A 23,358-nucleotide genomic window follows, 5' to 3' on the forward strand; every position below is an offset into this window, starting at 1 on the left:
TCTGCTTCGGCATCTACTCCTCCGTCCTCGTCGCCAGCCCGCTGGTCATGTGGCTCGGCGTGAGCCGCGAACAGTTCATGCAGGTGAAGAAGGAAAAGCAGGAAGCCGTGGTCTGATCCCCGGCACTGCACAGCATCAAGGGCTGCCCCAGGGCAGCCTTTTTTTTGGCGCTGGCGCAAGCACGCATCCAGCCCCGCCTCCCGACGCCGGAGTGACGTGACAAAACCTCCGGGAGGCATGACTCAATCGTCCAGAGCCGCCTCGCAATCATTGCTACACGCCTCTCGAAGGTTTTGTCATGTGACGCAACGATCCAGCGTCGCCACGCAATCGCCGGGAGACGCCACCTGGGCACGGAGAGCGTCGACAAAGTGCCCGGCGTGAATCGTGAATCGCCCTACGCCACCAGCGAACGTCGCGAAACCCGTGCCAGGCAAGGGATTCTGGGATGCTGCAAGGTGGGTGCGCCAGTCTGAAGAGCGAATCAAGGGCACGGCGGGCACTCCACTCCAGACTGCGCCATCAACGCCCAGATCAGGCGATACCATCAAGCCCATTTGAGACTGAGGTGAGTGACGGGTTATCGGCCTGAGCGGCCGTTTGAGCCAGTTAACTAAAAGTCTGCTATCTGGTCCACAACTGCCACTTTGCACATTTCAGAATTAAGCCATATCACACGTCTCCGGTGACCGTCGTATAGTGCGGCGGAGCCACGGATGTAGCTATTGCGAGCAACTGGTTTTGTTCGAGGACTCCCGATAAGATACCAATATTTCTTAATCTCTAACGTCTACCACTACCGCGTACTGACGCGCCAGAATGCTTCCTTCCATCGATATGTCTGGCAACACTTTCAAATGTTGCAGCTCCTGCCGCGAGCAATGTCTTCCAATTAAAATACGGCGCTGCGATTCCGGCGCAATCCCAACTGTGCGAAAGATAATCGCGGAAATTCGTCGCCCGAAAGTATCGATGACGAATATCAAATGACTCAATCTCTGTCCCACACTGCTTTGCAGCGTTAGACTCGAAGATTGGGGTGTCGAATACCATTGCATCAATATATGCAAAAGTATTACACCAGCGCACTTGATGGTAGGCTCCAATCGTAGTAATTCTAAAGGAGTCGGTTAGATTTTCCGCACATTCCGTTCCAGACGTTTCCTCAAACGTTATTCGCAGCGTGGTCTCAATTAATTTTTTATTTGTCATTCGACGCAGCGCACTTTCAGTCTGTTCAACCCCAAAGCCATGCGACTGCATCTCCTGCTTTATCTTGGTTGCTGTAACAAAGCCCTCTTTGTTTCGGTGTGTGGAGTCGTAATTGAGATAGGCCAAAATTAAAGGGCACAAAAAATGCTCTCGACAATCAGGAAACCTGACATCGAAAATATTCATAGCCAGCGATGAGTGAGGATCATAGTTTGAGTAATCACCAAGGAGTGCGGCTTTAGAAAACTCGTGAACAGGTATGAGATACTCCCCCGTCTCCCTGTACAACTCTATTATTTTGTCGCTATCGACATTGGGGCTGCCAGTAAACTTAGTTACAAAGTCAATCATTGATCGAACATTTCCTCCGGTAATGTTCGATAGAAATTCGGCAACAGCTGGGTTGTTGCGTAATGCGTATAGAAGCGCTTTCAAAAACCAAGCTATGCTTTCCAGGTTTAAGCTGACGCTTGATATTGACTCGATAGGCAAGCGCCCCTCCGCGACATTTAGAGCAAATATGAGCCGTTTTTCTAATACAAGCTCAGGTCGCGGCGGCATTATATAAAACACCTTATTAGGATATGCCGAAAGCGCTCCGGTTCGCTTGGATTGGTGAAAAGTATTCGGCCTCACCGAAAGAAAAACGATAGCCCCCCAGTGTTGCGCAACACCTTGTGAAACAATAAACGCTTTTTGTTGTATATTCAGTTCTCGCTGGTCGACGTTGTCGAAAATAACGATCACCTGTTTGCTAGTGGACTTTTGGATGTACTTGATCGCCAAACTCAGATGCTCTTCGCTTGCGGCAATTTTCTTGCTAAGAAAATCGACCAGCTTCTCCTCGTACAAGGCTGGATTTGAATTAGCGTATTGCCCGTACAGTCCATTCTTAAAACGCTTTATATCTTCACGATAGACGTCTTTTATAAAGCCATCTGAGCTCGTGTCAATATTATATTTTTCGTAAAGCTGCCGCTCCACTTCTCTGCGCACATAGTCTTCCAAAGCATCGTGCAGAAATGCATTAACGCCCAAATCCAAATATACATAAATTGATCGTTTGAACTCTTCTTCAGCCTCAACAAGCATCAGATTCTTGATGAATGAGGTCTTCCCTACACCAACATCTCCCAGCAATATAATCGGCCGACGTGACAAGCTCTCGGCGAGCATGTCCGATGATGCAGCTTTGTCCCTCGATTTAACAGGAACAACCGCGGGAGCTTCCTCACTTGGATGAAAAAGCGCCGCGTACCGGGTTTTAAGTAGATTTTTGCTAATCAGCGCATCCTGCGCTAATGGACCACTTTCGCAGTAACATTCGCGATAGAAACGTTTTTCAAGGTCTGCCGTACGTGCGATGTCCTCAAGAAGAAGTTCTGCCACCATACGTAAGCTGTTTTGTGATGCACTCTGATACCTAAACGATGGGTGGCTCTGTAACCGTGTAGATATTTTTTCGGGGATTCCCACGATACCGTGAGCGTCAAGGTAAGCAAGAAGCTTATTTGACATCGCTCCAAGAGGCGAGATCAGGTTAAAGATGGTCGAAAATTCTTTCCGCATCTGCTCAAACCCGTCGACGACCAACGCCTGCCCTTCGAGTGGCGACTTTCCATCCGTGCGTACAGCGACAAAGACAATCAGCTGAGGGCCATTGCAAATAGCCGCATATCTAACCCCACGTCGAGAGCAGTACCCATGCACCTGCTCGACGGCTCCCCGAGCTTCGTCGCTAAGGTCCATTAGCTGTCGTAAAGGTACCAGCAACTTTCCGCGTTTCCGTAAAGGAATTTCGAAACTTACAGCGTCGCGTTTTGCTTCCAGAATCAGAGCGACAGGACTACCAAGCTCATAATCACTTCGTTCGCCGCTGAGGTATTTTTCGAGGTCGATATCAGCCCTATCCCAACCGAGACAGTCGGTTAACAAGACATCAATGAAATGGAATCGAGTTTCCGCTTCGTTCTTTACCCCGAACTCAGCGTACCTCTGCGTCAAAGCTTCAAGGTTCTTACGTGCAATTTCGTAGTCGATCATCTTTGGATCTTGGATGGTTTATTGAAATGCGCTTAAAAATCGCGTTGCCAAATCTATAGATTTTGTATAGTTAACTAACAATCGGTGGAGAAAACCCTCAGCCCCGAGACGAAATCGCTCGCCAAAGCGAGCCTGTCAATGTGATACCTAACTTTAGGTCTGTCGTCGTCGAGCGGCGGGGATACGCTTTCTGGCATGTTTTAGATTCAAGCAGTCGCTCAGACATCTGCTCACTGAGGCAGGTGACCGTCCGCTTATGGCCGACAATCAGCATTCTAGCGCATCAGCATGAACGTCGGCTAAGGCCGATCACCGGCCACCTACCCCTCCCCCCGCCGCGCCTCCAACCACCCAAAAGCCCCCATCCCCATCACCGTCGCCAGCCACAGGGTGGCGAGGCGGATGCCGACGGCCGCCAGGGTGGCGGGTACCAGCGCGGCGCCGCCGAGGGTGAGCAATGCGACCAGCGTGGCTTCGGTCGAGCCCAGCCCGCCGGGCAGCATCGACGCGGCGCCGGCGAGCATCGCAACTGGGAACAGCGCCAGCGCCTTGAAGCCCTCAAGATGAATGCCAAGGGCGGCAAGCAGATAGACGAAGGACCAGGACGTGACCAGCCACGCGCCCATGCCGGCGACGAGGGACAGCAGCATGTCCGGCAGCGTGGCCCACAGGCGGATGTTGGCGAGCCCGGCGACGATGGCGCGGACGACCCGGGCGATGCGCAGCATGCCGGCGCGGCGGAAAGCTACGACGACCCGTTGCCCCAGGCGCGGATTGGCGGCCATCAGGCCGACGGCGCCAAACACCAGCCCGACGAAGGTTGCCGCGACGCCAAACACATGGAATTCCGCCGCCGCCGGTAGCGCGATGAGGAGCACCGCGGCCAGATCGAACAGGCGTTCATAGACGAAGGCGCTCACCACCCGCGACGCCGGCACGCCCGCGGTGACGAGGTAGCGCACCCGCAGCAGCTCGCCCACCTTGCCTGGCGTGGCGGTGAAGGCGAAGCCGGCCACGTAGGCCAGCAGGCTGTGCCCCACCGGCACCGCGTAACCGGCCCGGCGCAGCAGCCACTGCCAACGGGCAAAGCGCAGGGCGATGGAGGCCAGGGTGGCGGCGACCAGCACCGGCAGCATGGGCGCCAGTTCGGGCAGGCGGCGGAGCACGCCGGTCTTGGAATCAGCCCACAGCAGCGCCACGAAATACAGCCCGGCGACGATGCTCCAGCCGCCGATGGCGCGCCTGATCTTCATGGGCGCTTACCGGAAGGAGAAGCGCTTGTGGCCGATGTAGCTGGTGAACACCGGAAAGATCACCCCGGCGGCATGGGCGATCTCGGGCACGAAGCGAGTGACGCCAAGCCAGGGCAGCAGGTAATAGGCGAGGCCCATGCTGATGAGCCAGGTCTGCACCACCGCCACCCCATTGACCAGGCAGAACCACAGGGCCGAGTGCTTGACGGACTGGGTGCTCTCCTTGAACACGAAGAGCTTGGCCAGCACGAAGGCGGTGACCATGCCCGTGAGGTAGGCCAGCACCACCGCCACCGAAAAATCCGTCCACTGGTTGTAGACGATGCGGCTGCCGAAGTTGACCGCAGCGGCAAAGCCGCCGGTCAGCAGGAAGACCAGAAACTGGCGCGACGCGAAGTGACGGATCACGCCGCCGCCTGCTTCGCCAGGTTACGACCGAAGCCGATGCTCTCGGAGATGCCCCGGTCTTCGGGGTAGTAGTACGACGTATCCGCCACCCACAGGCCCTTCACCGGCAACGCCACCGGCGGCAGGCTGTCGAGGAAGGACGGCTGGCAGATGGGCTGGGCGTAGCGGTAGCGGCTCGCGCGGATGTCGATGAAGTCATCGTCCGCAAGGGCCGGGTTGATCTCCTGGAGGTAGCGCTTCACCTTGGCCAGGAAGACTTCGTCGGGCTCCTGGAACTTGGGATGCTCGCCCGGCACGTAGTAAGGCACATACACGATGTGGTGATCCAGCGGGCGCAGGTTGGTGTATTCCACCAGCCCGGGGATGTCCATCGCCGGATCATTCACGTTGAGCCAGAAGTTGTCGGTGAGCGGCTTCTTGAGCTTGCAGATCACGCACACCACGGCGATGTTCTTCTGGGCCTTGAACTTGGCCAGCACGTCGGCCGGCAGGTCGGGCATCACGCCGGGCACGTAGGGCAGCGGGATGGTGCTCACCACGCGGTCGAAGGCCTCGAAGCCCTGGGCCGTCTCGACGCCCTTCACCGCCCCACCTTCCATGCGCACGCGGGTGACGGCCTGCCTGAAGCGGAACTCGCCGCCGCGGGCTTCGATGTCGGCCTTCATGGCCGACAGGAAGGTGTTGGAGCCGCCCTCGAGATAACCGAGCTTTTCCTTGAAGATGTTGTAGCGGGAGCGGCCGATGCGGCGGATGCGGCTCCAGATCCACGCGGCAGACAGATTCCCCACGTGGTCGTAGAACTTGTAGTCGAACAGCCGGCGCCACAGCACCTCGTAGGCCTCGGCACCCACCCAGCGGCGGATCCACGCGGAGGCCTCCAGGTGATCCAGCGGCTTCCAGTCGTCGCGCTTGACCGACAGGAAGGCGTGCAGCGCGTAGCGGAACTTTGCGACGAGGCTGAGCCCCGGGAACTTGAGCAGCGCCACCGGGTTGCCCCAGGGCACCACCTTGTCCTGGTAGTAGTAGCCCATCTTGGTGGACACCCAGCGCATCTTGTCGGCGAGCTTCAGCTCGTCGAGCACCTGGAAGAACGCGGTGTCGGAGATGCAGTGGAAGTGGTAGTAGCGCTCGATGTCGAGGCCACCGAAATCGAAGGTGGCGGTCATGCCGCCCACCCGGTCGTCGGCTTCAAAGATGATCGGCTGATGTCCGTCGCGGGCCAGCTGGTAGGCCACCGCCAGCCCCATCGGGCCGGCGCCGAGCACGGCGATGCGTTGTTTGGCCATGGCTCAGAACTCCAGCACGACCGAGCCGTACTCGGGGTCGTTGTAGGTTTCGTCGATGGCCTTGGCAAAGGGCGTGGCCTTGACCTGGAAGATGCCCGGCCAGTCGATGACTTCGAACACATCCCGGGCCACCAGCGCGGCGAGCTGCTGGGTGGTGAAGGGCGGCTTCTTGTCGAACAGCGCCCAGGTGGCCAGCAGCCCGTGAAACAGGCTGTAGGGAATCTTGACGATCCAGCAGCCGGCCTTGGTGGCCTTCTTGATCTCGCGGATGATGTCGATGTAATCGACCTCCTCAAGCCCCGAGATGTTGTACACGCCCTGGGTGCGGTGCTCGATGCTGCTGATGATGACGCGGCAGAAATCGCCCACGTACAGCGGCTGGCGCAGGTAGCGGCCGTGGCCGGGAATGGGGAACACCGGCACCTTCTGCATGAAGCGCGACAGCCAGCCCAGGTGCTTGCGGTCGAACCAGCCGAACATCAGCGTGGGGCGCAGCACAACCAGCGGGAAACCGCTGGCCAGCGCGATCTCTTCCTGGGCCTTCTTGGTGTTGGTGTACCAGTCGTCGGCCACCGATTCGACCACCGACGAGCTGATCTGCACGTAGTACGGCACCTGATGGGCGCGCATGGCCTCGATGACGTTCTTGGTCGAGGTGATGTTGTTGCGCTCGAATTCGGTGTAGTCGGTGCCGCCGATCTGGGCCTGGAGCATCACCACCACTTCGGCGCCGGCGAGGTGCTTCTCCCAGTCGCCGCGGTCGGCGAGGTCGACGAGCTCGGCGACGATGTCCGGGTGCATCTTGCGCAGGATGCCCAGGTTGGTGACGTGCTTGTCGAGCACCACCAGGTTGGTATAACCCTGGCGCTTGAGCTGCGCGACGAGGTTCTGGCCCACCAGGCCAGCGCCGCCGGGCAGGACGATCTTCATGTTCTTGTTCATGGGTGTCGGCTTGGATTTCTGCGTTACGGAATTCGGGATGACGGGCCGGCGCGCGTCACATGCTCATCTTGCGGAAGATGCGATCCGGGATGTGGATGATGATGAGCATGATGTAGCGCCAGAACCAGCGGGTGTAGAGCGTGCCCTTGCCGGCGTCCATGGCCTTGGCGATGTCGGCGGCCACCTGCTCCGGCGTCGCCACCAGGGGCGCCGGGAGCGGCAGGCCCTTGGTCATCGGCGTATCCACGAAGCCCGGCTTGATGGTGGTGAGATTGACGCCGGCCTTGAACAGCCGCGCCCGCAGGCCACCGCAAAACGCGGTGACGGCGCTCTTGGCGGAGCCGTACAGATAGTTGGACGGCCGGCCGCGGTCGCCCGCCACCGACGAGATCACGCCAATGCTGCCGGAGCCCTGGGCTTCCATCGGGTTGGCCAGATGGGTGAGCAGGCTGATGACCGACAGGCCGTTGCTGGTGAATTCGCGGATCGCCAGCTCGGCGTCCTGCTCGCAGGCTTTCTGGTCAGGCAGGGTGCCATGGGCAACGAGCACCACATCGACCCGGCCGAGCCAGGCGAAGGCTTCGCGCACCAGGCTGGCGTGGCTTTCGAGGAAGTTCAGGTCGAGCTCGCAGGTGTGCACCTCGGCGCCACGAGCCGACAGATCATCCGCCACCTGGCGGAGCTTGTCGGCATTGCGGCCGACGAGGTAGAAGCGCGCCCCGCCCTCGCACCAGCGCCTCGCGCAGGCAGCGGCAATGGCGGATGTGGCGCCGACGATCAGGATGTTTTTCATGCTTGGGTGACTCGTTTCCAGAAACGGGAGCACAGGGCCGGATCGCGCAGGGCTTCGAGCTGTGTCCATTGGGGGTAGCAGGCGCGGAAGAACTCGCCGCCCATGTGGGCGTCCTTGGCCGGGTAGATGCGTCCGCCGGCGGCGCGCACGATGGCGTCGAGGTTGGCGAAGAGCTTCGCGGTGGCGTCGCCGTGCTCGGGAAAATCCAGGGCCAGCGTGGCGCCAGCCTCGGGGAAGGACAACAGGCCCGGCGAGGCCACGTCGCCGAAGCGCTTGAGCACCGCCAGGAAGGAGCCGCTGTGGGCCGCGGCGATGGCGTCCAGCATGTCGCCGATGGCCGCGCCGCCAGCGGATTCCGGGATCACGCACTGGTACTGCTGGAAGCCCTTGGGGCCGTAAATGCGGTTCCAGTGGAGGATGCGGTCGAGGGGATAGAAGTACGGCTCGTAGCCCACGCGCCCCGGGTGCCGGCCGGGCTTGGCGGCGTTGTAATAAAAGTGGTTGAAGACCCGCAGCGACACCGAGTTGATCGCCGAGATGGGCGGCACCAGCGGCACACTGAGCTTGGGCTTGTCGTCGTAGGCGAGCCCGCCTTCCGGCGCGTGGTCGCCCACCATGTAGATGCCCCGCCCCGCCGATGCGCCGCGGGCGGCGCAGTCGATCCAGGCCACGGCGTATTCGTGCTGGCCGTCGAGCTCCCGCGAGAGGGCAAAGAACTCGTCCAGCGAATTGAAGCGGATGTTCACCACATCGACGAGGCTGCTCTTGATGGGCATGAGCTGCAGCTCGACCCAGTCGATGATGCCGGTGAGCCCGAGCCCGCCGATGGTGGCGGCGAAGAGGCCGTCGGCGTCGCCGGGGGCGACCTCGAGCCGGCCGCGATCCGAGCGCACCAGCCCGAAGCGCCGCACGTGGCAGCCGAAACTGCCGCGCACGTGGTGGTTCTTGCCGTGCACATCGTTGGCGACGGCGCCGCCGAGGGTGGCGAACTTGGTACCCGGCGTGACCAACAGGAACCAGCCGCGGGGAATCGCCAGCCGCAGCACTTCGTCGAGCGTCACGCCGGCTTCGGCGCGGATGATGCCGGTCTGCCAGTCGGCGCTGATGAAGCGGTCGAGGGGGCGCAGATGGAGCACCTGATCGCTCGTCGCGAGGCAGCTGTCGCCGTAGCTGCGGCCATTGCCGAAGGGCAGCAGCGTGCCGTGCTCGGCTGCCACGCGGGCGAGCTCGCCCGGCACTTCAGAGCGCCAGCCGATGCCGTGGCCGGTTTGCGGGAAGCGCGGGTAGCGGCCCCAGGAGCTCAGCTTGCCGATGCTCATCGGGCCATCCAGAAGATCACACCGAACAGCACGCCGACCACCAGACTCACCCGATCCTTGATCGCGAAGACCACCGGGTCGTCGTGCATCTCGCCCCGATGGGTGAGCATCCAGGTGCGCGACACCCAGAACAGCAGCAGCGGGCAGCTCAGCCAGATGAACTCGGGGTGTCGGTACAAGGAAATAGTGTGCTCATCCTGGATGTACAGGGCCAGCACCATCACCGACAGGTAGCCGGATGCGGCGCCGAGGGACGACAGCATTTCCAGATCCGACGGGGAGTAGCCGCGCCCGCGGGCCTTGGCCTCCTTACCCTTCTTGCGGGCATCCACCAGCTCGGCATAGCGCTTGACCAGCGCCAGGCTGAGGAAGATGAACATCGAGAAGGCCAGGATCCAGAACGTCAGATCGAGCCCGAAAGCGAAGGCGCCGCCGACAATGCGGATGGTGTAGAGCATCCCGAGGGCGATCACATCGACCATCATCACGCGCTTGAGCACCAGCGAATACGCCAGGGTGAGCACGTAGTAAGTGGCCAGCGTGGCGGTGAATTTCCAGGGCAGCAGCCACAGCGCACCGCCAAAGGCGGCGATCAGCAACAGCGGCGCCACCGCCAGCCCGGCAAACACCGACAGCTTCCCGGCGGCGAAGGGCCGGTTGCGCTTGGTGGGGTGATGGCGGTCGTCGGGCAGGTCGAGCAGATCGTTCAGCACATACACGCTGGACGCGCACAGCCCGAAGACGAAGAAGGTGAAGATGCCGCGCAGCACCAGATCGAGGTGGCCGACCTGATGGGCGGCCAGCAGCGGCGCGAAGACCAGCAGGTTCTTCATCCACTGGTGGAAGCGCAGCGCCTTGGCCCAGGTGAGCAGCACGTTGCCGCGGGTGTCGATCACTTTCTCGACGTTGCCCTGCCCTTCGGCCAGCCGTACCACCGCCTTTGAGGCATTGACCACCCAGGCCTTTCGGGAGTGCTTCCAGACCGGCAGATCGACCGACGAGTTGCCCATGTAGTCGAAGCCCTTGTCGCCGTAGTCGGCGATCAGGCGCTCGGCCTTGCGGCGGGACGAGAGGTTTACATCCTCGGTACCCAGCACCCTGTCGAAGACCTGCAGGTGCTCGGCGATGCGCCGGGCGTAGCTGATGTGGCTGGCGGTCGCGAGGACGATCTGCCGCCCTTTGGCCTTCTCCGCCTCGATCACCGCCAGCACCGCCTTGTTGTAGGGCAGGCAGGTGACGTCGAGATCCACCTCGCTGGCGATGCGCGCCTTCAGCCCGATCTTGCCGCCCGACGCCAGCCAGCCCACCGGCGCCAGCGCCCGCAGCGGATTGGCGCGGACGAAGGCCAGCCCGGCTTCGACCAGCAGATCGGAATCCAGCAGCGTGCCGTCGAGGTCGACGCAGAGGGGGATGTTTGCGTCGTCGCTCATCGCATCCCCTCGAAATCCAGCAGGCAATTCAAATGTACGGCTCTCCATACCGGTGCGGCGCGCTACGCCGTCACGCGTAGTTCTGTGGAAAAAGCTGGCGCTCGACGATCTCGATCAGGATGTGTATCACCTTGATGTGACATTCCTGGACCCGGTCGGCAAAAGCGCCAGCGGGTGTGCAGATGTCGAAGTCGCAAATCTGGGCGAGGGGCGAACCCGGCCGGCCGTGCAGGCCGATCACCTGCATGCCCCGGGCCCGGGCTGCCGCCACGGCGTTGAGCACCGAGGGGCTCGAGCCGCTGGTGCTGATGGCGAGCAGGAAGTCACCGGCGCGACCGTGGCCCTCGACGTAGCGGGCGAAGACCCGGTCGTAGCCGTAGTCGTTGCCGACGCAGGTCAGGTGGCCCACATCGCTGATCGCCGCGGCACCGAGGGCCGGGCGATCCTGCCGGTAGCGGCCGGAGAGCTCTTCGGCGAAGTGCATCGCGTCGCACATCGAGCCGCCGTTACCGCACGAATACACCCGCCCGCCAGCGTCCAGCGCCTTGGCCAGCGCCGAGCCGGCCCGGGCCACCGCGGCCACCACGGCCGGGCTGTCGAGCATTGCGTCCAGGGCCTGCCGCGCCTCGCGCAGGCTGGCCATCACCACCGATTCCATGGCTCCCATGTCGCTTCCGGCCTCAGGCATTGCAACTGTTAAGCCAATCCACGTACTGCGCCACGCCGTCTTCGACGGTGGTCATCGGCGCCTCGTAACCGGCGGCCCGCAGACGGGTGAGGTCGGCCTGGGTGAAGGCCTGGTATTTGCCCTTGAGGGCTTCGGGGAAGGCGACGTATTCGAGCACGCCCTGCTCCCGAAGATCGGCTAAGGACAGAGGTGCCTCGCCGGCGGCACGGCGGCAGCCATTGGCGGCCGCCACGGCCACGTCGTTGAAGCTCTGGGCGCGACCGGAGCCAAGGTTGAAGATGCCCGACTTGCCCGGATTGTCGAAGAAGAACAGGTTGACCTTGGCCACGTCGCCGACAAACACGAAGTCGCGCATCTGGCCGCCGTCCGGATAGCCGTGGGAGCCCTCGAAGAGCTTCACCTTGCCTTCGGCCCGGAACTGGTTGAAGTTGTGGAAGGCCACCGACGCCATGCGGCCCTTGTGGGATTCCCGCGGGCCATAGACGTTGAAGTAGCGGAAGCCGACGATCTGCGAGGTGGCCCCGGCCGCCAGACGCTGGCGCACGATCTGGTCGAACAGGAACTTGGAGTAGCCATAGACGTTGAGCGGGCCTTCGTACTGGCGCTCCTCCTTGAACACAGTGCTGGCGCCGTAGGTGGCGGCACTGGAGGCATACAGGAACTGCGCGCCCTGGGCCTGGCACCAGTCGAGCAGCGCGAGGGAGTACCGGTAGTTGTTCTCCATCATGTAGCGCCCGTCGGTCTCCATGGTGTCGGAGCACGCGCCCTCATGGAAGATCGCCGAGACCTTGCCGTCGAACTCGCCGGCCTTGAGGCGGGCGAGGAAATCCTGCTTGTCCAGGTAGTCGACGATGTCGCAGTCGATGAGGTTCTTGAACTTGTCGGCCTTGGAGAGGTTGTCCACGACGATGATCTTCGTCAGCCCGCGCTCGTTGAGGGCCTTGACGATGTTGGCGCCGATGAAGCCGGCTGCGCCGGTAACCACGATATGCATGTTGTTCCCTTACAGGGCCGCCGCGAGTTCTTCCCGCGAGACGACGGCCGTTCCCAGTTTGCCGACGACGATGCCCGCCGCGACGTTTGCCACCCGGATGGCTTCTGCCCAGTCTGCGCCCGACCCCAGCATGGCGCCGAGGGTGGCGATCACCGTATCGCCGGCGCCGGAGACGTCGAACACCTCCCGCGCCTCAGCCTTGTGGCTGACCACCTGATCGGCGGTGAAGAGCGTCATGCCCTCCTCGCTGCGAGTGAGCAGCAGCGCATCAATGCCCAGCTCAGCACGCAGCTTGTGCGACTTGGCGACGAGTTCCTCTTCGGACGACCAGTCGCCAACCACCTCGCGCAGTTCGGCGCGGTTGGGGGTGATGACGGTCGCGCCGGCGTACTTGCTGTAGTCGCCGCCTTTCGGGTCGACCAGCACCGGCTTGCCGACAGCACGGGCGATGCGGATCATCTCGCCGATGTGGGCGAGGCCGCCCTTGCCGTAGTCGGACAAAATCACCACATCGCTCTCGGCCACCCGCTGGGCAAACTCGGCGAGCTTGGCCTGGAGGATCTCGTGGGACGGCGTGGTCTCGAAATCGATGCGTAAGAGCTGCTGTTGCCGGCCGATGACCCGCAGCTTGACGATGGTGTCGAACTCCTGGTCTTCCTTGAGGGACGCCTCGATGCCGCCTTCGACGAGCAGCCGACGGAGGATCGCCCCCGCCTCGTCGCAGCCGATCACCGACAGCAGGGTGGTCTGCGCACCCAGGGCCGCCGCATTGCGCGCCACGTTGGCCGCCCCGCCAAGACGCTCCTCGGTGCGCCCCACCTTCACGATGGGCACCGGCGCCTCGGGGGAAATCCGGTTCACCTCGCCAAACCAGTAGCGGTCCAGCATCACGTCACCAACCACCAGCACCCGGCAGTTGCGCGGCTCAAATTTTGAACAGGTCTGCACCCCTATCCTTTCGAATTGCATACATGCCGGAGCACCGCATCAGCGGAACCGACCATAGCGTCATTATTTTACAGACTTCCGCGCATCCTCGGCCTTGTGCATGGCCTCGAAGTCCGCCGCGAAATCCTTGAGGTGGGTACTCAGGTAGTGGTCGCCATCCCGCGATGCGCCGTAGGACCACCCCATCAGGCGCTCGGCGAAATCGCCCGCCATCGGGTCAAAAGCCCGGCGCAGGTCGTTGCCGATCTGATACACCCACCAGGCTCGGACGATGGCCGCCTTTCGATCCGGATAGCGCTCCTGCCACGCGACGAGGGTCGGCGGCATGTCGACGTAGGGCTTGACCGCCTCGGGCACCGGGTGAGGATCGCCAAACACGCCGAGGCGGTTCGATTCGAGGAACTCGGCATTCCTGCGGACCAGCCCCGCGTCACCGAACAGCAGGCTGGCGAGGACGAAATCAGGCGCATCACGGAACTTCAGCAGCGTCGCGGCCGACAGGCCCTGGCTGCGCCGCCAGTCGATGCCCTTGAGCACGGCGTCGTAGGTGGATGCGAAGGTGGCCACCACGACCATCGCCGGGAACAGCGCGGCACCGAGCCCGATCAGGCCCCGGCCCGCCACGGCGGCGTCCCGGCGCAGGAAGATCGTCAGCGCGCCGAAGAAGGTCATCAGCGAATAGGCGGTGTAGTGGGGATCGCGGGCAGCGCCGGTGCCGAACTTGGCGCGGCCGATGGCCACCAGCAGCACGAACACCAGCCCGAAGACGATCAGCGCCACCGGCAGCGCGTAGCCCGCCTTGTCCTGGGCGGCCAGCGCCTTGATGAGGGCGAGCCCCACGAAGACCAGCATCACCGCCCCAAAGCCAGCCACGCCCAGCACGCCCACGTCGCCCAGGAAGGCGCCGTGGATGCCCACGAAGATGTAGCCGAAGGCGCGCATCGAGAAGTCGCCGCCGCCGCCCGCACCGCCGCCGCCCTTGAGCAGCCAGACGGACACGAAGGCGCCACCGGCCAGCACCGCCGCCACCATCCACAGACGGCTGATGCGGCTGCGGAAGAAGGCGCCGAGCTGATAGCTCTCGCGCACCAGCAGATACACCGCTGCCGCCAGCCACACGATCACCCCCTGGGTGGACGTGAAGCTCGCCAGCAGCGCGCTGGCCGCCGCCAGGGCCACCCACTGACCGGCGCCGGCACGGCCTTCAAGGTTCTTGGCCCGATGCAGGCACGCCAGGGTGATCGCCAGCAGCAGGGTGACCAGGAACCACGCGGTCTGAAACCCCCACAGCAGGTTCTTGTGCTGGGACAGGGAGAACCAGATCAGCGACGACAGGGCCAGCCACAGCGGCCGGCGGTCTTCCGGCACGCTGCGCCACAGCGCCGCGGCCATGATGCCGAAGGCCAGGGCCTGGATCAGCACGCCCGACACCAGCTGCAGCTTTGAATCGAAACCGCTCAGCAGCAGTTGCAGGCTGCCCACCAGGAAGGCAAAGCCGATGAGGTGCTCGTTGTGCTTGCTGAGGGCGAGATCCCACCAGTTCATCCGTCCGGCGTAGATCTCGCGGAAGCGGGCCAGCAGCTCCCATTCATCCCAGAACGGAACATTCACCCCGAAGGCCAGCACGAAGTACAGGCACAGCAGGAAGGCCAGCCCGACAACGGCGCCGGCGCCGACCCATTGTGCACGACCGGGATAAGCGGTCACAGCCAGGTTGTTTTCAGTCATCAATTCACCTCACCACGATTTGCCCGGTGGAAGCCTGCCGGTTCATTCATCAGCACCATCACTTGGCGTCGTGCAGCCGGACGTAAAGGTCTGCATGGGGCCCAAGGACGTCCTTCTCGTACTGGCTGCCAGTCAGCGCGTTGTTGCGTGCAAACATGAGCAGGTTCTTGCCCACGTCGGGCTGGCTCGGCGGGAAAGCCCGCTGCAGGTCGCCGTGGGTCTGGTAGATCCGCCACAGGGCGGTCAGGCCATCGGCGGTGGCCGGCTCGCGGCTGATCCAGCCAGCGAAGTCGTCCGGCAGCTTCAGCAACGCACGGGCATCGACCGGCAGCCGGTCGGTACACAGGGGCGCCAGGACGTCACGGTTCTTGGTCAGCAGGAAGAAGCTCCAGTCGGCCAGGCCGCTCGCCGAGGTTTCCAGGTAAGGGTCGTCCTGCTGATCGCACGCCACGGCCATGCCGAAGCCCCGGGCGGTGATCTGCTCGTCGAAACGCCCCGTGGCGTACGGAACCGCCATCACCACGCTTGCCACAACGCCGGCCTGGGCGAACAAGGCAAGGCCGCGCGCCGCGAGGGATGCGCCCGTCTCGAAATAGCGGGACGCGAGCAGCACGATGCCCGCCAGCACCGGCACCAGCAGCGGCGCTGCGTGGAAACGGTCGAGCGCCCACACGATGCCGAACTTGTAGCGCGCCAGTGTGAAACCGACCGCCATCAGCAAGGCGCCTGCCACCAGCACCACGCCCGCCCGCTCGATCGGCCGGGCTGCCTGCCGACGAACGATGGCGGCCACTGCCAGGCCAAGGGCGACAGCCAGCACCAGCGCGCCGAGCACCCAGGTGCTGCGCGTGCCGCGCACACCGAAGACGCCACCGAACAGCTGCGCGAAGTAAAGGATCAAGCCGCCGACCCCATCGTTCATCAGCCCGCTCACTTCACCGGTGCTGGACGTCAGGTAGGCCGAAACCACCACGAACGCCATCAGGAAGCCGCCGGCCCGGCCATAACGCCCGGGGCCGCCGAAGAGCAGGAAGTGCAGGCCCGCCAGCACCCACAGGAAACCACCTTGTCCGGTGGACATGGTGCCCAGCAGGCACACCGCGGCGACCCACGGAACCGCCCGGACACCACGGAATTCCACCAGCGCCACGTTCGCCACCAGGGCCAGGCTGACCATGAACAACCCGAGCTCGAAAGGCCACACCAGGTGGTTCATCTGGATCGGATGCAGGAAGACGACCATCAGCAGGACGGGCGCAACCCATCTCACGAGACGGCTGTTGCTGTCGGACAGCACGAGGGCCGAGAGGAGCAGCCCGCAGGCGGCCGCGATGAGCAGGTTGAGCCCCACCAGCAGGTTGAAGCTGACCCCGAAGACCTTGAAGAGCAGCACCGTGACGAGGGCCTGGAAGCCGACCGGGTGCGGTCCGTTCTTGAGCGTCAGCACGTCACCAATGCCCAGTTCGCCGGTGATGAAGAGCCGACGAAACCAGTCAACGAGGAGGAAATCGTCCGCCTGAGGCCAGTCGAAGGCGCGGGAGATGACCCACGCCAGGAAGACCCCGACCAGCAGGACGGGCAGCGCGAGCGGCTTCCAGTCGAGCCGGAGCGGCAGACGACGCTCATCGACAACCACCGGCTTGCGGACGCGCGGCGGTGCGGCAACGGGCTCTGGCTTGGGCGCGGCAACAGCCGGCACGACCGGCGACGGAGCAGGCTCGGGGAGCACGTCCGCGGGCGCCTCCGCCACCGGCAGGACGGCCTCGACATCGGCAACCGGCGTCTTCAACCGCTCACCGCCGAGCAGCACGCGGCGCAGGTATTCGAGGAGAGGCTGTTCCACGAATCGGTGAACCATCACGCCGACAGCCACCGACGCCCCCACCAGCACCAACAGCGTGAGCGGCCACTGTGCCTTGATCGCCTCAGCGGAGACGTCGTTACGCTTGAGCGTCTCGAGGATGAACTCGATGACAGTGATATGCACGAGATAGACGGAGTAGCTGGCGTCCCCCAGGATCACGGCAAAACGACGACGGAAGAAAGGCGAGCGCTCGTGGGCGAACAGACCGATCACGAGCAGCAGGCTCGGCACGCCCCAGGCAAGCACGCGGTCGATCCCGTTCGAGGTGTAGTTGAGGCTGAAGATGACGAGCGCCGCCACGGCGCTGGCCGTCCCGAGCTTCGGATCGATGACCATCCGGCGCTTCAGGAACAGGTGGGCAAAGATCAGACCAAACACGAACTCGAAGCACAGACGGCTATCGAAATGGACACCCGTCTTGCCCGGCACCGGGATCAGCACCAGCGACACGCAGCACATCACCAGCGCACAGAGGGCGGCGGCGTTCTTTCGGGCAAAGGTGAAGATCGTGCCAAAGACCAGATAGAAGAACAGCTCATAGCCCAGCGTCCAACCCGGGTAGTAGATCGGGTGCCAGCCGGTCCCGAAATCCGGCCACAGCAGCATCGAGCGCCAGAATGTCTCGGACTGGGGCAGGTCGTTCCACTCGAGGAACTTGAAGCCCAGGTAGGCAAAGGTCGCCAGCCAGTACAAGGGCAGAACCCGGATGAAACGCTTGGCGAAGAACGCATAGGGGGTCGTCTTTTCTCCGGTGGAGAAACCGATGACGATCCCGCTGATGATGAAGAACACATCCACGCCGGCCGCACCCACGCTGATCTGGGTGCCCGTAAAGCCGAGGGCGTGGTGGATCACCACGCCCACGCTGGCGATGAACCGGAGGAAGTTGATGGAATAGAACATGGCCGATCCTGTCTCTGCAGTGCCTTCAGGCGACCCCGCCACGTCCGGCTGGGGGCCGTGGCGGGAAACCTCGAACGGGGAAAATGGCGTCCTCGCCGCTCAGCGGCCCAGAGGATGGCCCACCGCTCGGGCAGTCGCCTCCAGATAGGCCCGGCCAAACTTCAGGTCGGGTTCCAGATACGAACCTTCGGCCCACTCGTTCCAGGCGTTCACGAACACCAGCCGCTCCTCGCCGACGAACTTGCGGCGGGCATCTTCATAGCAGTCGCGCATCCAGCGCTCGTAGAGCTCCGGCGTCACGTTGTGGTAGATCGTGGCGCGGTTGCCGTGGCGCGGGGTGTTGTCCCAGGCCAGCATCGGGTCGCGGTAGCGCTTGTACGGAACCGGCGGGCGGTTGCAGTAGTAATCGACGATCTTGCGATAGTCGAAGATGCGGCCGACGAAATCAATCCGGCGACACCTTGAGCGGGCCCAGGTCGTCGAGCTTGAGCTCGTCCGGCAGGATGAAGGTCGGCACCTCGTAGGAGGCGTCGAAGCCGATGGAATCCGGCGTGGTGAAGGGGTCGTTGCTCTCGCAGCGTAGCAGGTAGAGATCGCCGAAGCCGGCCTTCCGGGCCTCGTTGCGCCACAGCTCGGCGGTCATCGCCGGATCGGGGAACAGATCGGTGCGATAGACGATCAACAGCGGCTTGCCGTCGACGCGGATGTAGCGGGGGTCTTCGAAGGCCGGGAAGAGGTTGCGGATGAAGGCGAGGTCGTCTTCCGGGCAGTGGTTCTGCGGAACGATGATCTCCTTCGACATGCCGTCCCAGCGGCGGGTCCAGTTTTCGTTGGCCCAGCAGAAGCAGAAGGGCATGTCCGGCTTGCGGCTGCGCAGCATCTGGTCGAGGGGCTTGTTGAGCAGGCGCCGACCGTTGAACCAGTAGTAGTAGTAGCAGAAGCCGTGGATGCCGTGGGCCTTGGCCAGCTCGGCCTGATGCTCCATGACTTCCGGCAGGCGCAGGTCGTAGTAGCCGAGTTCGCCCGGCAGGCGCGGCTGGTACTGGCCTTCGTAGAAGGCGCCGGACTTGCCCACGTTGCGCCATTCGGTGAAGCCCTTGCCCCAGGCGTGGTCGTTCTCGGGGATCGGGTGGTACTGGGGCAGGTAGAAGGCGATCAGGCGCGGATCGACGTCCTGGCTCGCCGTCGGCCTGGCCGGCTCGACCACCGAGACGGCCGCTACCGGCGCCGCAGCGCCCTCGCCCAGGCCCTTCACCACCGCGTCGCGCACCGGCTCGTAGCCCAGCGCAGCGGCGGGGCCATCGGAGTTGCGGGCGAAGATGATGTTCTTTTCCTTGCCGAAATCGCCGCTGTAGGGGTTGTAGGTCTTGAAGCGCTGGAGCTGGCCGATGAGGATCACCGAGCGGGTGCCCACCGCGTTGGCGAAGTGGCCGGGGCCGCTCTCGACGCCGACGAACAGCGCGGCGCGGCGGATGATCTCGGCGGCCTCCAGCAGCGTCGTGCGGCCGCAGAAGTTGTGGTAGCCCTTGGGCACGTCGTGGATGTTCGGCGACAGGCCGATCTCGACCACGTCGTAGCCCATCTCGATGACTTCGAGGGCGAGACGCTTCCAGTTGGCGAAGTTCCAGTCCTTCTCGTCGGCGTTCGACTTGGTGTGGAAGACCACGTAACGCTCGGGCAGGCCCAGGCCATCGACGGTGGTGCGGGCCACTTCCGGGATGTAGATGCGCGGCGCGTCGTCGGGCACTTCGAGGCCGGCGCCCTTGGTCATGGCCTGCAGCAGGTTGCCGTGAACAAAATGGGTGTCGCCGGTGATGGTGAGATCGCCCTCGGTCTTGTTGAGGGGAATCCGGCAGCTCTGACAGATGCGGCCATTCACGTGGAGGTCGACGATCTTGTCGAAGGCGCCATGGGAGCGCCACTTGATCCAGTCGGTCAGGCAGTCGACTGCGATGGTGTTGTCGATCTCGGGATGGTTGTCGATCAGCTCGCGGAAGATGTCGCGCACCACCCACGAGATCTCGGCATCCGGGTACTGCTTGCGCAGGTGACGCACCACCGGCTCGCAGGCCACGATGTCGCCGAAGTGCTCGACGAGGCCGATGCCGATGTGCATGCGTTCGCTCTTGCCGGCGCTCTTCATCCGGCCGTGGCCGAAGCTCACCGCCCCGCCGCCGCTGCGCCCTTCGGACTTGCTGCGGCCGATGCCCTGACGGGCAAAGGCCAGCTGGGTGCCCACGTACTGGCGCATCTGGGCGCCGCTCTGGGTGGAGATGAGCTCCTGCACCGCCAGGCGCACCGAGTGCGAGCCCTTCAGGCGCCACAGTTCGACCACGTCGCGGCCGAAGCGCCAGTACAGGCCCGGGTTCTTGATCGCCCGGCGCACGTAGGGCCGCGCCGCCGAGGCAGCGGCCGCCACCCGCGAGGTGCGCCGCACCTTCAGCGAGCCGAGGCGAAACTTCGCCTCGCAGTTGGTCGGATCGACCCGCAGCGCGCGCAGCGGGTAGTGGAAGAACAGGAACAGGCTGCTGCGCCCGCCCACCGGCAGCGGCATCAGGCAGGTCTTGCTCTCGCTGAAGCCCGAACCGTCGTCCCAGAACAGCTGGGGCCGGCGGGCGTTCTCGATGAACTCGAGTTCAAGCTCGATGTGCACCCAGCCCTGCAGGCCGCCCTGGCCGTTGGCTTCGAGATCAACGTAAAGCTGGGGATCGTCACCGACAGACGTCCAGGTGCCCGACGCCTCGTCCTTGACGAGATCGTTGGTCGGTGTCAGCGGAAGGTTCATCCAGACTTGGGACATTTTGCGACTCTTGAAGTATTGAATGGGGTGATCGGTCGGGCCGCGCTCAGCGCCCACCGGAAGGTTTGGGCGTCAGGCCGAGCGCCGAAACGGCGCGCCAGGCGCGGGAGTTGACCACTTCCGCGTGCCGGCCCTGCCAGACGCGGGTTTCCTCGTCGGCGGCAGCAACAGCCGCCGTGAGCGCGTCGATGTGCGCAGCCTGATCGGTAAGACGCATGTCCCGCTCGGCAGCTGCAACATCCAGGCGGCCGATGCTCGCATCCCGCTCGGTGATTGCGGCTTCGAGGGCGCCGATCGTCGCGTCCCGCTCGGCCACGAGGCCTTGCAGGAACTCGACGGCCGCCTGCAGTTTCTCGGCCTCGGCAGCACGCTCCACGGCGAGCCGCTGGGTTTCCTCCAGCGCCGCCTGGGTCTGATCGAGCCGCGCCGACAACGCGGCGGTCTCGTCGACGCGGGTTGCGGCAAGCCGCTGGGCATCCTCGAGGGCTGCCTGGGTCTGATCCAACCGCGCCGCAACGGCAGCGGTCTCGGTATTGCGAGCGGCAGCCAGCGCCTGGGCTTCTTCCAGCGCCGCCTGGGTGCGATCCAGGCGGCCCGTCAGATCGGCGATCTCGTCGGCCCGCAACCGGGCGAGGTTCTGGATCTCTTCCAGCGCCGCCTGGGTCTGGTCGAGCCGGGCGATCAGTTCGTGCTGGTCGCCACCACGCTGACGGGCCAGCGCCTGGGCGTCGTCGAGGGCGGCCTGCAGGTGCTCGACCTGGGCGCCCCGCTCCTCTGCCAGCGACTGGGCCGTGGCGAGGGCCTCGCCGTGACGGTCGAGATCGGCCGAGAGCTGACCGACGCGGGTCTGCAATTCGCCCAGGGCACTGCGCAGGGAGCGCTGGGTGACCCCGCCAAGCAGACGGGCGACGGTCATCCGCTCGTCCGGCCCGTGGCTCGCCACCGCGCGGATGGCGTTGCCCAGGCGGGTGGCGCCGTCGGCGATCTCGACGAGATCGTTCATCGCAAAGATGAAGGGCTTGTTGCGGTTGCCGACAAACTCCAGCGCATCGGCCCGCAGGCAGCGGAAGGCGGCATCGAGCCCGGCCTGCCAGCGGGCGACGGCCTGGTCGGCGCGCCCTTCGCGGAAGGCCAGCACACCGGCGCGCAGGGCGGCGTCGGCCTGCTTGGTACCAAGAGTGGGCGTGATGTGCAGCACGTCGGCGTCCACCACTGCCTGATAGGCGGCATCGGCGCCGGCCGCATCGCCTCGGGCTTCGAGGAAGCGCGCGCGCAGGTAATCCAGCGACACGCACCAGCGACGCACGTGGGGGTTGGCGTCGGCGTGGCCGGCGTCGAGATAGGCACCAACCCGGGCGAGCCAGTCGTCGGCGGCCGCGCCAGCGGGGCCGGCGTCTTCGAGAATCCGCCAGCCGGTGACGGTGAGCCCGGCGCCCAGATCGGCGGAGCCAGCGCGGGCGCCGGCCACCACATCCTGCGCAAGCAGCAGCAGCGCGGGTTTGTCGCGGATGCGCCAGGGTAGCTCGACCATCGCATGGACCAGCCACGGGCGGTCGTAGTGCTCGGCAAAATCGACGAGGTGGGTCTTGCCTTCGAAGCCGGCGTGGACGGTCTCGTCGTAGGGCTGCGGTGCGTCAACCAGGGGCGACTTGCTGGCGCACACCAGCCACCATTCGCCTTCAGTGGTGGCAGCGGCATCCAGCCCGACGGCGTCGAGCTTGCGGGGCTGGGGGCGCCAGACGCGGTCGGCGCCGGTCTTGCAGCCGCTGGCGGTAAGGCTCCAGGCGGATTCCACCACGAAGTGCGCGGCGAGCTCGTCGCGCACCCGCGCCCAGTCGTATACGTGCAGATGATGGGGATTCGGGTCTTCGCCGGTCTCGTCGGCCCAGTCGTTGGGCACGCTCACGAAGATCCGCCCGCCGGGCTTGAGCACGCGCTCGAAAGCCGCCAGCAGGGCTTGCGGGTCGGTCACGTGCTCCAGCGTTTCGAGGGACACCACGAAATCGACGGAGGCGTCCGCTACGTCGACCAGCGCTTCGGGCAGCGAGCCGCAGCGGAAGTCGACGCGATCACTGGCGTAGTTGCGCCGGGCGAAATCCACGGCCCAGTCGGAGAGATCGATGCCGGTGATCCGCGCCGCCGGCGACAGGCTGGCCAGCACGTGGCTGCCGTAGCCGAGACCGCAAGCAGCGTCGAGCACGGTGTCACCCGGACGAATGAGCGTTGCCGCAAGCTGGTAGCGCACCACGTGGGCGTCGGAGCGCACGCCGGCTTCGCGGAGCATGTCGCTGTGCAGGTCGCGCTCGCGCTTTAGCCGGTCGGGGGTGTCGCCGTCGGCAAACACCGGCGGCCGGTAGTCGAACAGGGCCCAGCATTCGGTGTTGCTGGCGTCGAGCCGGGCATAGCCGAAGAGTTCGGTGGTGGCAGGGTGCTTGATGTAGCCACGGCCGATCATCGCAGCCTCGACCCGCGCCCGCAGCGGCGCGACGCCGTCGGTGGCGGCATCGCGACACACCACAAAGGCCGGATGGGCGCCGGCATCGGCGGGGATCACCTCGCCACGAACCAGCTCGTCGAGCGTGGTGACGATCACCCACGCATCCCGCGGGCCGGCCGCCGGGCAGGCCATGCCGCGGGCGGCGAGGCGTCCGGCAAGCGCGGCCGCATCGCCCGCCAGCCCGACGCGGCACACGCCCAGCGCGTTGAAGACCGCTTCGCCCAGCGAATCAAGGTAATCGGCAGTCATC

16 protein-coding genes and 1 pseudogene are annotated in these 23,358 nt (G+C 64.1%); 1 reads left to right on the plus strand and 16 read right to left on the minus strand.

The genetic code is table 11. The annotated features are described in order from the left end of the window. Window positions 1-116: pseudogene (locus Q0672_RS03595) on the plus strand (protein translocase subunit SecF); the annotation flags it as partial. Window positions 117-783: 667 nt separating this feature from the next. Here Q0672_RS03595 and Q0672_RS03600 read toward each other — a convergent pair. The 16 genes from Q0672_RS03600 to Q0672_RS03675 form a co-directional block, all read right to left on the minus strand. Beyond that, window positions 784-3,255 carry a hypothetical protein gene (locus Q0672_RS03600; protein WP_298619781.1) on the minus strand — a complete coding sequence of 824 codons (2,472 nt, stop codon included), beginning with the start codon at window positions 3,253-3,255 and terminating at the stop codon, window positions 784-786. Between the two features lie 320 nt (window positions 3,256-3,575). Next, a complete protein-coding gene (locus tag Q0672_RS03605; RefSeq protein WP_298619783.1) occupies window positions 3,576-4,508 on the minus strand; it encodes a lysylphosphatidylglycerol synthase transmembrane domain-containing protein in 933 nt (310 codons plus the stop codon). A 6-nt stretch (window positions 4,509-4,514) separates the two neighbouring features. Next, window positions 4,515-4,916 (minus strand): GtrA family protein, encoded by a 402-nt coding sequence (locus Q0672_RS03610; protein WP_298619786.1) that lies wholly within the window; start codon window positions 4,914-4,916, stop codon window positions 4,515-4,517. Next, window positions 4,913-6,202, minus strand: coding sequence for an NAD(P)/FAD-dependent oxidoreductase (locus tag Q0672_RS03615; protein WP_298619789.1), 1,290 nt, complete (start codon window positions 6,200-6,202; stop codon window positions 4,913-4,915). Before Q0672_RS03615 ends, Q0672_RS03610 begins: the two co-directional genes overlap by 4 nt. 3 nt (window positions 6,203-6,205) lie before the next feature. Then, window positions 6,206-7,144 carry an NAD(P)-dependent oxidoreductase gene (locus Q0672_RS03620; protein ID WP_284187344.1) on the minus strand — a complete coding sequence of 313 codons (939 nt, stop codon included), beginning with the start codon at window positions 7,142-7,144 and terminating at the stop codon, window positions 6,206-6,208. Window positions 7,145-7,199: 55 nt separating this feature from the next. After that, complete coding sequence (locus Q0672_RS03625) at window positions 7,200-7,937, minus strand: SDR family oxidoreductase (RefSeq protein WP_298619796.1); 738 nt, start codon at window positions 7,935-7,937, stop codon at window positions 7,200-7,202. After that, window positions 7,934-9,256, minus strand: a complete 1,323-nt coding sequence (locus tag Q0672_RS03630; RefSeq protein ID WP_298619798.1) for an FAD-binding oxidoreductase — start codon at window positions 9,254-9,256, stop codon at window positions 7,934-7,936. Before Q0672_RS03630 ends, Q0672_RS03625 begins: the two co-directional genes overlap by 4 nt. Beyond that, entirely contained in the window at window positions 9,253-10,686 is a 1,434-nt protein-coding gene (locus tag Q0672_RS03635; protein ID WP_298619800.1) for a UbiA family prenyltransferase, read from the minus strand. The genes Q0672_RS03630 and Q0672_RS03635 overlap by 4 nt, the downstream gene beginning before the upstream one ends. Window positions 10,687-10,756: 70 nt before the next feature. Next, a complete protein-coding gene (locus Q0672_RS03640; RefSeq protein WP_298619802.1) occupies window positions 10,757-11,353 on the minus strand; it encodes an SIS domain-containing protein in 597 nt (198 codons plus the stop codon). 13 nt (window positions 11,354-11,366) lie between these two features. Further along, window positions 11,367-12,368: an ADP-glyceromanno-heptose 6-epimerase gene (gene rfaD / locus Q0672_RS03645; protein ID WP_298619805.1), complete on the minus strand. Its 1,002-nt coding sequence runs from the start codon at window positions 12,366-12,368 to the stop codon at window positions 11,367-11,369. 9 nt (window positions 12,369-12,377) lie between these two features. Then, window positions 12,378-13,316, minus strand: coding sequence for a D-glycero-beta-D-manno-heptose-7-phosphate kinase (gene rfaE1, locus Q0672_RS03650; protein ID WP_298619841.1), 939 nt, complete (start codon window positions 13,314-13,316; stop codon window positions 12,378-12,380). 63 nt (window positions 13,317-13,379) lie between these two features. Further along, window positions 13,380-15,044 (minus strand): hypothetical protein, encoded by a 1,665-nt coding sequence (locus Q0672_RS03655; RefSeq protein WP_298619843.1) that lies wholly within the window; start codon window positions 15,042-15,044, stop codon window positions 13,380-13,382. 58 nt (window positions 15,045-15,102) lie between these two features. Continuing rightward, window positions 15,103-17,811, minus strand: a complete 2,709-nt coding sequence (locus Q0672_RS03660; protein ID WP_298619845.1) for an acyltransferase family protein — start codon at window positions 17,809-17,811, stop codon at window positions 15,103-15,105. Window positions 17,812-17,910: 99 nt separating this feature from the next. Then, entirely contained in the window at window positions 17,911-18,357 is a 447-nt protein-coding gene (locus tag Q0672_RS03665) for a glycoside hydrolase family 99-like domain-containing protein (RefSeq protein WP_367179929.1), read from the minus strand. Beyond that, window positions 18,257-20,611, minus strand: coding sequence for a glycoside hydrolase family 99-like domain-containing protein (locus Q0672_RS03670; protein WP_298619847.1), 2,355 nt, complete (start codon window positions 20,609-20,611; stop codon window positions 18,257-18,259). Before Q0672_RS03670 ends, Q0672_RS03665 begins: the two co-directional genes overlap by 101 nt. Before the next feature lie 46 nt (window positions 20,612-20,657). Beyond that, complete coding sequence (locus Q0672_RS03675; protein WP_298619850.1) at window positions 20,658-23,357, minus strand: methyltransferase domain-containing protein; 2,700 nt, start codon at window positions 23,355-23,357, stop codon at window positions 20,658-20,660. Between the last annotated feature and the right edge of the window lies 1 nt (window position 23,358).

The organism is uncultured Zoogloea sp. (assembly GCF_937894855.1).
Taxonomy (GTDB): Bacteria; Pseudomonadota; Gammaproteobacteria; order Burkholderiales; family Rhodocyclaceae; genus Zoogloea; species Zoogloea oryzae.

What these genes read in the sequence shown, in the direction of transcription:
- Q0672_RS03600 (WP_298619781.1), bottom strand. Translation starts at nt 3,255, where the DNA reads ATGATCGACTACGAAATTGCACGTAAGAACCTTGAAGCTTTGACGCAG.
- Q0672_RS03605 (WP_298619783.1), bottom strand. Translation starts at nt 4,508, where the DNA reads ATGAAGATCAGGCGCGCCATCGGCGGCTGGAGCATCGTCGCCGGGCTG.
- Q0672_RS03615 (WP_298619789.1), bottom strand. Translation starts at nt 6,202, where the DNA reads ATGGCCAAACAACGCATCGCCGTGCTCGGCGCCGGCCCGATGGGGCTG.
- Q0672_RS03620 (WP_284187344.1), bottom strand. Translation starts at nt 7,144, where the DNA reads ATGAACAAGAACATGAAGATCGTCCTGCCCGGCGGCGCTGGCCTGGTG.
- Q0672_RS03625 (WP_298619796.1), bottom strand. Translation starts at nt 7,937, where the DNA reads ATGAAAAACATCCTGATCGTCGGCGCCACATCCGCCATTGCCGCTGCC.
- Q0672_RS03630 (WP_298619798.1), bottom strand. Translation starts at nt 9,256, where the DNA reads ATGAGCATCGGCAAGCTGAGCTCCTGGGGCCGCTACCCGCGCTTCCCG.
- Q0672_RS03635 (WP_298619800.1), bottom strand. Translation starts at nt 10,686, where the DNA reads ATGAGCGACGACGCAAACATCCCCCTCTGCGTCGACCTCGACGGCACG.
- Q0672_RS03640 (WP_298619802.1), bottom strand. Translation starts at nt 11,353, where the DNA reads ATGGGAGCCATGGAATCGGTGGTGATGGCCAGCCTGCGCGAGGCGCGG.
- rfaD (WP_298619805.1), bottom strand. Translation starts at nt 12,368, where the DNA reads ATGCATATCGTGGTTACCGGCGCAGCCGGCTTCATCGGCGCCAACATC.
- Q0672_RS03655 (WP_298619843.1), bottom strand. Translation starts at nt 15,044, where the DNA reads ATGACTGAAAACAACCTGGCTGTGACCGCTTATCCCGGTCGTGCACAA.
- Q0672_RS03660 (WP_298619845.1), bottom strand. Translation starts at nt 17,811, where the DNA reads ATGTTCTATTCCATCAACTTCCTCCGGTTCATCGCCAGCGTGGGCGTG.
- Q0672_RS03670 (WP_298619847.1), bottom strand. Translation starts at nt 20,611, where the DNA reads ATGTCCCAAGTCTGGATGAACCTTCCGCTGACACCGACCAACGATCTC.
- Q0672_RS03675 (WP_298619850.1), bottom strand. Translation starts at nt 23,357, where the DNA reads ATGACTGCCGATTACCTTGATTCGCTGGGCGAAGCGGTCTTCAACGCG.